Source organism: Aeromicrobium sp., from assembly GCF_032084975.1.
Lineage (GTDB): Bacteria > Actinomycetota > Actinomycetes > Propionibacteriales > Nocardioidaceae > Aeromicrobium.
In genome coordinates, this window is the sequence record NZ_DAMDLR010000092.1 from 1 (window position 1) to 9,103 (window position 9,103).

The 9,103-nt window shown below is 71.7% G+C and carries 6 protein-coding genes and 1 pseudogene; 3 read left to right on the forward strand and 4 right to left on the reverse strand.

Features of this window, described 5'->3' with window-relative positions:
* The 3 genes from RT323_RS14785 to RT323_RS14795 form a co-directional block, all read right to left on the reverse strand.
* The coding region (locus RT323_RS14785; protein WP_313409816.1) for a YbaK/EbsC family protein at positions 1-407 on the reverse strand (407 nt) is incomplete at its 3' end.
* A gap of 8 nt (positions 408-415) precedes the next feature.
* A complete protein-coding gene (poxB, locus tag RT323_RS14790; protein ID WP_313409817.1) occupies positions 416-2,137 on the reverse strand; it encodes a ubiquinone-dependent pyruvate dehydrogenase in 1,722 nt (573 codons plus the stop codon).
* A gap of 46 nt (positions 2,138-2,183) precedes the next feature.
* Entirely contained in the window at positions 2,184-3,092 is a 909-nt protein-coding gene (locus RT323_RS14795) for a LysR substrate-binding domain-containing protein (protein WP_313409818.1), read from the reverse strand.
* Positions 3,093-3,218: 126 nt separating this feature from the next.
* On the opposite strand from RT323_RS14795, the gene RT323_RS14800 reads away from it, so the two are divergent.
* Positions 3,219-6,647: a bifunctional proline dehydrogenase/L-glutamate gamma-semialdehyde dehydrogenase gene (locus RT323_RS14800; RefSeq protein WP_313409820.1), complete on the forward strand. Its 3,429-nt coding sequence runs from the start codon at positions 3,219-3,221 to the stop codon at positions 6,645-6,647.
* Positions 6,648-6,657: 10 nt separating this feature from the next.
* Here the strand turns inward: RT323_RS14800 and RT323_RS14805 are convergent, their stop codons facing one another.
* A complete protein-coding gene (locus tag RT323_RS14805; RefSeq protein WP_313409822.1) occupies positions 6,658-7,227 on the reverse strand; it encodes a LemA family protein in 570 nt (189 codons plus the stop codon).
* 63 nt (positions 7,228-7,290) lie between these two features.
* On the opposite strand from RT323_RS14805, the gene argG reads away from it, so the two are divergent.
* Positions 7,291-8,721, forward strand: a complete 1,431-nt coding sequence (gene argG / locus RT323_RS14810; RefSeq protein WP_313409824.1) for an argininosuccinate synthase — start codon at positions 7,291-7,293, stop codon at positions 8,719-8,721.
* Positions 8,722-8,726: 5 nt separating this feature from the next.
* Positions 8,727-9,103, forward strand: a pseudogene (locus RT323_RS14815) (N-acetyl-gamma-glutamyl-phosphate reductase); the annotation flags it as partial.

Genomic DNA, 9,103 nt, shown 5'->3' on the forward strand with positions numbered 1-9,103 from the left:
TCGGCCTCGACCGTCACGGCCACGCCGTGGGCGCCGCCGCCCAGCGAGATCGTGCCGCGGACGGCGGCATCCGCGACGACCGGCCACGGGTGAGAGGCGCCGAACGGTGTGATGGTGCCGCGTTCGTAGCCGGTCGCGGCGAAGGCGTCCTCGGCCGGCGGCAACGAGAGTCGTGACACGCCCAGCAGGGCGCGCAGCTTCGGCCAGCTGATCTGGCGGTCGCCGGGCACCAGGACGAACAGGTAGTCGTCCTCGCCCCGACGCACGACGAGCGTCTTGACGATCCGGTCGGGGTCCACTCCGCGCAACGCGGCCGCCTCGGCGAGCGAGCCGACGGGGCCGTGCCGGGTGACGGTGTGGGGCACGCCGGCGGCGTCGAGAGCGGCCAGGACGGCTTCCTCGTTCATGGTCCTCCTCAGAAGATCTGGCGCAGGTTGGCGCGGGCCAGGTCGACGATCTCGTCCCCGCGACCCGAGACGACGGTCCGTAGCGCGTACAGCGAGAACCCCTTGACCTGAGCGGCGGTGACGGACGGCGGCACCGTCATCTCCTGGCGCTCGGTCATGACGTTGACCAGTGCCGGCCCGTCGTGGGCGAAGGCCTCGGCGAGCGCCGGCTCGAGGTCCTCGGACCGCTCGACCCGGACGCCGTGCAAGCCGATCGACTCGGCGACCTGCGCGAAGTCCGGGTTCTGCAGGCCCGTGCCCCAGTTGACGAAGCCGGCGGCCTTCATCTCGAGCTCGACGAAGTTCAGCGAGCTGTTCTCGAAGACGACGACCTTCACCGGGAGTTCGTGCTGCACCAGGGTGAGCAGCTCGCCCAGCATCATCGTCAGCCCGCCGTCACCGGACAGCGCCACGACCTGGCGGCCGGGGTGGGCGGCCTGCACGCCGATCGCCTGCGAGACGGCGTTCGCCATGGAACCGTGCGCGAACGAGCCGACGAGCCGCCGCCGACCGTTCATGTGCAGGTACCTGGCCGCCCACATGACCGGTGACCCGACGTCCGGCAGGAACACCGCGTCGTCGGCCGCGACCCGGTCGATCGTGCGCGCGATGAACTGCGGATGCTGCGCGCGCCCCTTCTTGACCGGGGTGGCGAGGTCGTCGAGCTTCTCCCGCGTCCTGGCGTAGTGCTTCAGCGCGTCGTCGAGGTGGTCGCGTCGCTCCTTGCGCTCGAGCAGCGGCAGCAGTGCCGAGGCCGTGTCGCGCACGGTGCCGACGAGGCCGAGGTCCAGCGGCACCCGGCGGCCCAGCTGCTCCCCGCGGACGTCCAGCTGGATCACCTTGGCGTCGCGCGGGAAGAACTCGGGATAGGGGAAGTCCGTGCCCAGCATCAGCAGGGCGTCGCACGACTCGATCGCCCGGTAGCCCGAGGCGAAGCCCAGCAGGCCGGTCATCCCGACGTCGAAGGGGTTCTCCCACTCGACGTGCTCCTTGCCGCGCATCGCGTGCACGACCGGGGCACCGAGGTGATCGGCCAGCGTGACGAGCTCGTCGTGGGCGCCCGCGCAGCCGGCGCCGGCGAGGATCGTGACCTTCTGCGCGTCGTTCAGCACGTGGGCGGCCCGCTGGAGCTCGGCCGGTGAGGGCACGACCTGCGACGCGCTCGGGCGCACCACCGTCACCGTCTCGTCCGGCCCCTCGGCCAGCGCGATGTCGCCGGGCAGCACGAGGACGGCGACGCCCTGCTTCTCGATCGCGGTCTGCATCGCGATGCGCAGCATGCGGGGCATCTGGCTGACGCTCGAGACGTGCTCCGCGAAGACGCTGCACTCGCGGAACAGGTCCTGCGGGTGCGTCTCCTGGAAGTAGTTGGTGCCGATCTCGGCCGTGGGGATGTGTGCCGCCAGCGCCAGGACCGGCACGCGCGAGCGGTTCGCGTCGAACAGCCCGTTGATCAGGTGCAGGTTGCCCGGTCCGGCGCTGCCGGCACACACGGCGAGCCTGCCGGTCGTGGCCGCCTCGCCGGCTGCCGCGAACGCGCCGGCCTCCTCGTGCCGCACCTGCACCCACTGGATCGACGAGGTCCTGAGCGCATCGGTGATGCCGTTGAGCGAGTCGCCCGCGATCCCGTAGATGCGCTCGACGCCGTTCGCCTCGAGGGTGTCGACGATGTTCTTCGCGATGGTCGTCATGTCTCGACGCTAGGGCCGCGAGGCCGGTCTCGCATGGGTCGGTGGCTCAGGTCCGGCCCTGCGCCACGGCACGCGACAGTGCCTGGCGCGTGGCGGTGACGCCGGGGGCGTGGGCCGAGGCGCGTCGCGCGGACGTGAAGATCGTGCGGTGCGGTCGTCCCGCGAGGCGGTGCAGCGCGACCGGCGGGCGGCGGTTCGACCACAGCAGGTCCGGGAGCAGGGCGACGGCGTGACCCGACTCGATCAGGCTGATCTGTGCCTGCAGGTCGGCCGTCTCGTACCGGACGTCCGGCTCGAACCCCGCCACGCGACACGCCTGCTCGGCGAAGTGCCGCGAGGCGACACCGGGCGGCTCCATCACCCACGGGACGTCGGACGCCTGCGCGATCGTCGTGATGCCGGCGAACGGGTGGCCGGCGGGCGGCACCGCCAGCCGGACCTCGTCGGTGGTGAGGTCGACGGCGTCCAGCTCGGGGTGCCACGCGGTGTTGTGGTCGGGGTACCGCTCGGCGATCACGAGGTCGAACTCGCGAGCCCACGTCTCGTACAGCGCGGACTCGGGCTCGCGCTGGGTCATCGTGACGCGCAGGCGAGGGTGCTCGGTCTCGAGGATCGACAGGGTCGCCGGCATCAGCGCCAGGGCGACGGACTGGAACACCGCGAGCCGGAACGTTCCGGTGGCCTCCTCGAGTGAGGCCGCCAGGTCGGACTCGGCCCGCTCGAGTCGCTCGAGCACGGCGGACGCGTGCCCGACCAGGATCTCGGCCTGCGGCGTCAGCTGCACGCGTCGGCCGACCTTGCGCAGCAGCTCGACGCCCACCTCCTGCTCCAGCAGGGACAGCTGCTGCGAGACCGACGACGGGCTCTGGTGCAGCGCGGCCGCCACGTTCGCCAGGGTGCCGCGGATCTGCAGCTCTCGCAGCAGTCGGAGCCGGCGGACATCGAGCATGCTCATCCTTCATCGAATCTGACGATTATCCGTCACAAAACATCGCTTTACCTTAACCCCGGTCAAGCACAGACTGGGCGCAGAAGCTGATCTCGACCACACCCGGAAGGCCGTACCGCCGTGATCGATCCGATGACTGCACATCCCGCTCCCACGGCGGATCCCCTGGCGGACGAGACGGTGGCCCTCGTGCGCCACTGGCTCGCGGAGTCGGCGAAGGTGCCGCCCGACCGCGCCGGCACGCAGCTCGCGGGGCTGCTGAAGGACCCGAAGGGCCTGGACTTCACGGTCGGCTTCATCGACGGCGTGATCCGTCCCGAGGACCCCACGATCGCGGCGCGGAACTTCGCCCGCCTGGCGGCGGACGTGCCGGCGTTCCTCCCGTGGCACCTGCGCCAGGCGGTCCGCCTCGGAGCCCGGGCAGGCCGCGTCGTCCCGCGCCTGGTGATCCCGATCGTGCGACGAGCGCTGCGAGCGCTCGTCGGGCACCTCGTGGTCGACGCGACGGACGCCAGGCTGGGCCGCAGCATCGCCAGGATCCGGCGCGACGGCGTGCGGCTCAACCTCAACCTGCTGGGCGAGGCGGTGCTCGGCGACCGTGAGGCCGCCCGACGGCTGCAGGGCACCCACGACCTGCTCGCCCGTCCCGACGTGGACTACGTGTCGATCAAGGTCTCCGCGACGGTGGCGCCGCACTCGCCGTGGGCGTTCGACGAGGCCGTCGACCACGTGGCCGAGAACCTCCTCCCGCTGTACCGCAGGGCCGCGGAGGCCGAGACGCCGAAGTTCATCAACCTCGACATGGAGGAGTACCACGACCTCGACCTGACGATCGCGGTCTTCACGAAGATCCTCGAGACGCCCGGCCTGGAGCAGCTCGAGGCCGGCATCGTCCTGCAGGCGTACCTGCCGGACTCCTTCGCCGCGATGGTCCACCTGCAGGAGTGGGCCGCCGCCCGACGCGCGCGCGGCGGCGCCGGCATCAAGGTCCGCGTCGTCAAGGGGGCGAACCTGCCGATGGAGCACGTCGACGCCGAGCTGCACGGGTGGCCGCTGGCGACATGGTCGACGAAGCAGGAATCGGACACGAACTACAAGCGGGTGCTGGATCACGCCCTGCACCCTGAGCGGATCGCGAACGTGCGCATCGGCGTCGCGGGCCACAACCTGTTCGACCTGGCCCATGCGTGGCTGTTGGCCGGCCGTCGCGGCGTCCGCGACGGGGTCGAGTTCGAGATGCTGCTGGGCATGGCGCAGAGCCAGGCCGAGGTCGTGCGCCGCGAGGTCGGCGGGCTGCTGCTGTACACGCCGGTCGTGCACCCGAAGGACTTCGACGTCGCGATCGCCTACCTGATCCGTCGCCTGGAGGAGGGCGCGAGCCACGACAACTTCATGTCGGCGGTCTTCGAGCTCAACGACGACACCGAGCTGTTCGAGCGGGAGAAGGACCGGTTCCTCGCCTCGCTGGGCGCACTCGACGACACGGTGCCCACCCCCAACCGCACGCAGGACAGGTCCGCCCCGGTGGCCGAGGCGGCGCCGGCTGCGGCGTTCCAGAACACCCCCGACACCGATCCTTCGCTGGCGCCCAACCGGGAATGGGGTCGGTCGATCCTGGCGAGGGTGCCGGACTCGCGCCTCGGTCGCGACCTCGTCGCCGAGCACACCCTGAAGGACGCCGATGCGCTCGAGGCGGTGATCGCCTCCGCGGTCACGCACGGCGAAGCCTGGGGGCATCGCCCCGCCGAGGAGCGGGCCAGGATCCTCGAGCAGGCAGCACTGCGCCTGGAGCAGCGACGCGGCGACCTGCTGGAGGTGATGGCGTCGGAGGCGGGCAAGACGCTCGACCAGGGCGACCCCGAGGTGTCCGAGGCGATCGACTTCGCTCGCTACTACGCGCACCTCGCGCGCAGTCTCGACTCGGTCGACGGGGCGTCGTTCGTCCCGTCGCGGCTCACGGTCGTGACCCCGCCGTGGAACTTCCCGGTGGCGATCCCCGCCGGATCGACGCTCGCCGCCCTCGCCGCGGGCTCCGCCGTCATCATCAAGCCGGCGCCGCAGGCGGCACGCTGTGGCTCCGTCATGGTCGAGGCGCTGTGGGAGGCCGGCGTCCCGCGGGACGTCCTGCACCTCGTGCACGTCGAGGAGTCCGACCTGGGTCGGAGCCTCGTCTCCGATCCCCGCGTCGACCGCCTGATCCTGACCGGCGCCTACGAGACCGCCGAGCTGTTCCGCAGCTTCCGCCCCGACCTGCCGCTCCTGGCCGAGACGAGCGGCAAGAACGCGATCATCGTGACGCCGTCGGCCGACTTCGACCTCGCCGCCAAGGACATCGCCGCTTCAGGCTTCGGCCACGCGGGCCAGAAGTGCTCGGCGTCGTCGCTGGTCATCCTCGTGGGTTCGGTCGCCACCTCGACGAGGTTCCGGGAGCAGCTCGTCGACGCCGTCACGTCGCTGACCGTGGGCTGGCCGTCGGACCCGCAGACCCAGATGGGTCCGCTGATCGAGCCGGCGAGCGGCAAGCTGCTGCGCGGGCTGACCACGCTCGACGCGGGAGAGCGGTGGCTCGTGGAGCCGCGCAGGCTCGACGAGGCCGGGCAGCTGTGGTCGCCTGGTGTCCGCGCGGGCGTGGAGCGCGGCTCGACGACGCACCTGACCGAGTACTTCGGTCCGGTCATGGGGATCATGACCGCCGCCACGCTCGACGAGGCCCTCGAGCTGCAGAACGCGGTCGACTACGGCCTGACCGCGGGGCTGCACTCGCTCGACCCGGTGGAGATCGACTCGTGGCTGCGGCGCGTCCAGGCGGGCAACCTGTACGTGAACCGCGGCACGACGGGTGCGATCGTGCGACGCCAGCCCTTCGGCGGCTGGAAGCGCTCGTCGGTCGGTGCCGGGACGAAGGCCGGCGGACCGCACTACCTGTTCGGGCTGGGGGAGTGGACGCGCGAGCGCTCGACCGCGGCCGCGAGCCTCGACCCGAGGGCCGAGCGACTGCTGCGCGCCGCGGACGAGGCCCACCTGCCGTCCGACGACCTCGAGTTCCTCGAGCGCTCGTTCGGCAGTGACGCCGCCGCGTGGCGGGACGAGCTCGGCGTGACCCGGGACATCTCGGGCCTGGCGGCCGAGCGCAATGTCCTACGTCACGTCCCGACGCCCGTCCACGTCCGCCTCGCGGGCGACGCACCGCTGGTGGACGGCCTGCGGGTGATCGGCGCGGGCCTGGTGGCGGGCGGGACGATCGACGTGTCCTCGGCGGCACCGGTCCCCGACGCGGTGCGGACGGTGCTCCAAGGCTTCGGCGTCGCCTTCTGCGTCGAGGACGAGCCCGCGTGGCTGGCGCGCGTCGAGCGGCTCCGGGACGCCCGGATCCGGCTCGTGGGTGGCAGCCGTAAGTCGGTCGCCGATGCCACGCACGGGAAGCCCGACCTGGCCGTGTATGCGCACCGGCCGACGGAGGCGGGGCGTGTCGAGATCCTGCCGTTCGTCCGCGAGCAGGCGATCAGCATCACCGCCCACCGGTTCGGCACCCCGAACCACCTCACGGACGGCCTGCTCTGACGGACCCGGGTCAGGCCCGGGCCGGATCCGGCTCGGCGGCACCGGCAAGGAGGGCGCGCTCGCGCACGCCCGCCAGTCCGGCGAGGTGCCGCCAGGGGCTGGTCCGCAGCACGGCGTTGGACCGACGGGCCTGCGCGTCGTACTCGCCGGCCGCCACGTCGGCCATTCGCTCTGCCTCGAGCAGCCGGCCCCTCACCGCCCGGAAGGCCTCGGACGCGGTGAGGTCGGGGTAGGCCTCGGTGATCGCCAGCAGGTCCCGGACGGATCCGTCCAGGCGCGCCCTGGCGGCGGCCCGCTCGTCGATCGAGTCCGTCTCGCATGACCGGCAGGCCTGGTCGTGGGCCGCGTCGGCCTCGGCCAGGATGCCGCGCTCGTGCTCCGCCACCCCTCGGACCGCGGTGACCAGGTCGATCACGGCCTCGGCTCGGAGCCGCATCTGCAGGTCGAACCCGGCGAGGCTCGACCGCGCCCCGCGGCCGGCCCGACGCAGTCGTGTCACGGCGAGGACGGCCGTCGCGAGGGCGATGACGACCACGAACGCGGCGAGAGCGGCGGTGGTCCAGGCGATCCAGCCGGGCACGGGGGGCCTCCGGTTCGAGGGGGGGAGTGCAAACACTTGCAGGGGTATGCAAGAATGTTCCGCATGTCCAAGGTCCTCACCAGTCTGCCAGCCGGCGAGCGCGTCGGCATCGCCTTCTCCGGCGGTCTCGACACCTCCGTCGCCGTCGCGTGGATGCGCGACAAGGGTGCCGTCCCCTGCACCTACACCGCCGATCTCGGCCAGTACGACGAGCCGGACATCTCCGGCGTCCCCGGCCGCGCCATGGAGTACGGCGCCGAGCTGGCCCGGGCCGTCGACTGCAAGGGCCCGCTCGTCGACGAGGGCCTGGCCGCCCTCGCCTGCGGTGCCTTCCACATCAAGTCGGCGGGCCGCACGTACTTCAACACGACGCCGCTGGGTCGCGCCGTGACCGGCACGCTGCTGGTGCGCGCCATGCAGGAGGACGGCGTCAACATCTGGGGCGACGGCTCGACCTTCAAGGGCAACGACATCGAGCGGTTCTACCGCTACGGCCTGCTGGCCAACCCCGAGCTGCGCATCTACAAGCCGTGGCTCGACGCCGACTTCGTGCACGAGCTGGGTGGCCGCACCGAGATGAGCCAGTGGCTCGTCGAGCACCAGCTGCCGTACCGCGACAGCCAGGAGAAGGCCTACTCGACCGACGCCAACATCTGGGGCGCGACGCACGAGGCCAAGACGCTCGAGCACCTCGACGTGTCCCTCGAGACCGTCGACCCGATCATGGGCGTCAAGTTCTGGGACCCCTCGGTCGACATCGACTCCGAGGACGTGACGGTCTCGTTCGAGGAGGGCCGTCCCGTCGTGATCAACGGCGTCCGGTTCGACGACCCGGTCGCGTTGGTCCACGAGGCGAACACCATCGGCGGACGGCACGGACTGGGCATGTCCGACCAGATCGAGAACCGGATCATCGAGGCCAAGAGTCGTGGCATCTACGAGGCCCCGGGCATGGCGCTGCTGTGGATCGCCTACGAGCGGCTCGTGAACGCGGTCCACAACGAGGACACGATCGCGAACTACCACGCGCACGGCCGCCGCCTGGGCCGGCTCATGTACGAGGGCCGGTGGCTCGACCCGCAGGCGATGATGCTGCGCGAGTCCATCCAGCGGTGGATCGCGTCGCTCGTCAGCGGCTCGGTCACGCTGCGGCTGCGTCGCGGCGACGACTACACGATCCTCGACACGCAGGGCTCGAACTTCTCGTACCACCCCGAGAAGCTGTCGATGGAGCGCACCGAGAACGCCGTGTTCGGCCCGACGGACCGCATCGGCCAGCTCACGATGCGCAACCTGGACATCGCCGACTCGCGGGCCAAGCTCGAGATGTACGCCTCGCAGCCGCTCGACCAGGGCCAGGTGCTCGTCGAGAACGGCACGCTCTTCGGCGAGCTGCCCGCGGGCGGCGCCATGCGGATCGAGGCGAACCCGTCGGTCGAGGGCGACGAGGAGCTCGCGCTCGAGGCCGCCGCCATGGAGTTCGGGACGGACTGAGGACGATGATCACAGCAGCTGTCACCGGCGCCACGGGCTATGCCGGCGGAGAGGTGCTGCGGTTGCTGCTGCAGCATCCCGAGGTCGAGATCGGCGCGTTGACCGCCGCCTCGACGGCCGGGACCCGCTTCGGCCAGCACCAGCCGCACCTGGGCCCGCTGGCCGACCGGGTCGTCGCCGAGACGACGCCCGAGAGCCTCGCCGGCCACGACGTGGTCTTCCTCGCGCTGCCCCACGGGGCCTCGGCCGCCGTCGCCGCGCAGTTGCCCGACGACGTGCTCGTCATCGACTGCGGGGCCGACCACCGGCTCGAGAGCGCGGACGACTGGGCCACGTACTACGGCGGAGAGCACGCGGGCACGTGGCCGTACGGCCTGCCCGA

What these genes read in the sequence shown, in the direction of transcription:
- poxB (WP_313409817.1), bottom strand. Translation starts at nt 2,137, where the DNA reads ATGACGACCATCGCGAAGAACATCGTCGACACCCTCGAGGCGAACGGC.
- RT323_RS14795 (WP_313409818.1), bottom strand. Translation starts at nt 3,092, where the DNA reads ATGAGCATGCTCGATGTCCGCCGGCTCCGACTGCTGCGAGAGCTGCAG.
- RT323_RS14800 (WP_313409820.1), top strand. Translation starts at nt 3,219, where the DNA reads ATGACTGCACATCCCGCTCCCACGGCGGATCCCCTGGCGGACGAGACG.
- argG (WP_313409824.1), top strand. Translation starts at nt 7,291, where the DNA reads ATGTCCAAGGTCCTCACCAGTCTGCCAGCCGGCGAGCGCGTCGGCATC.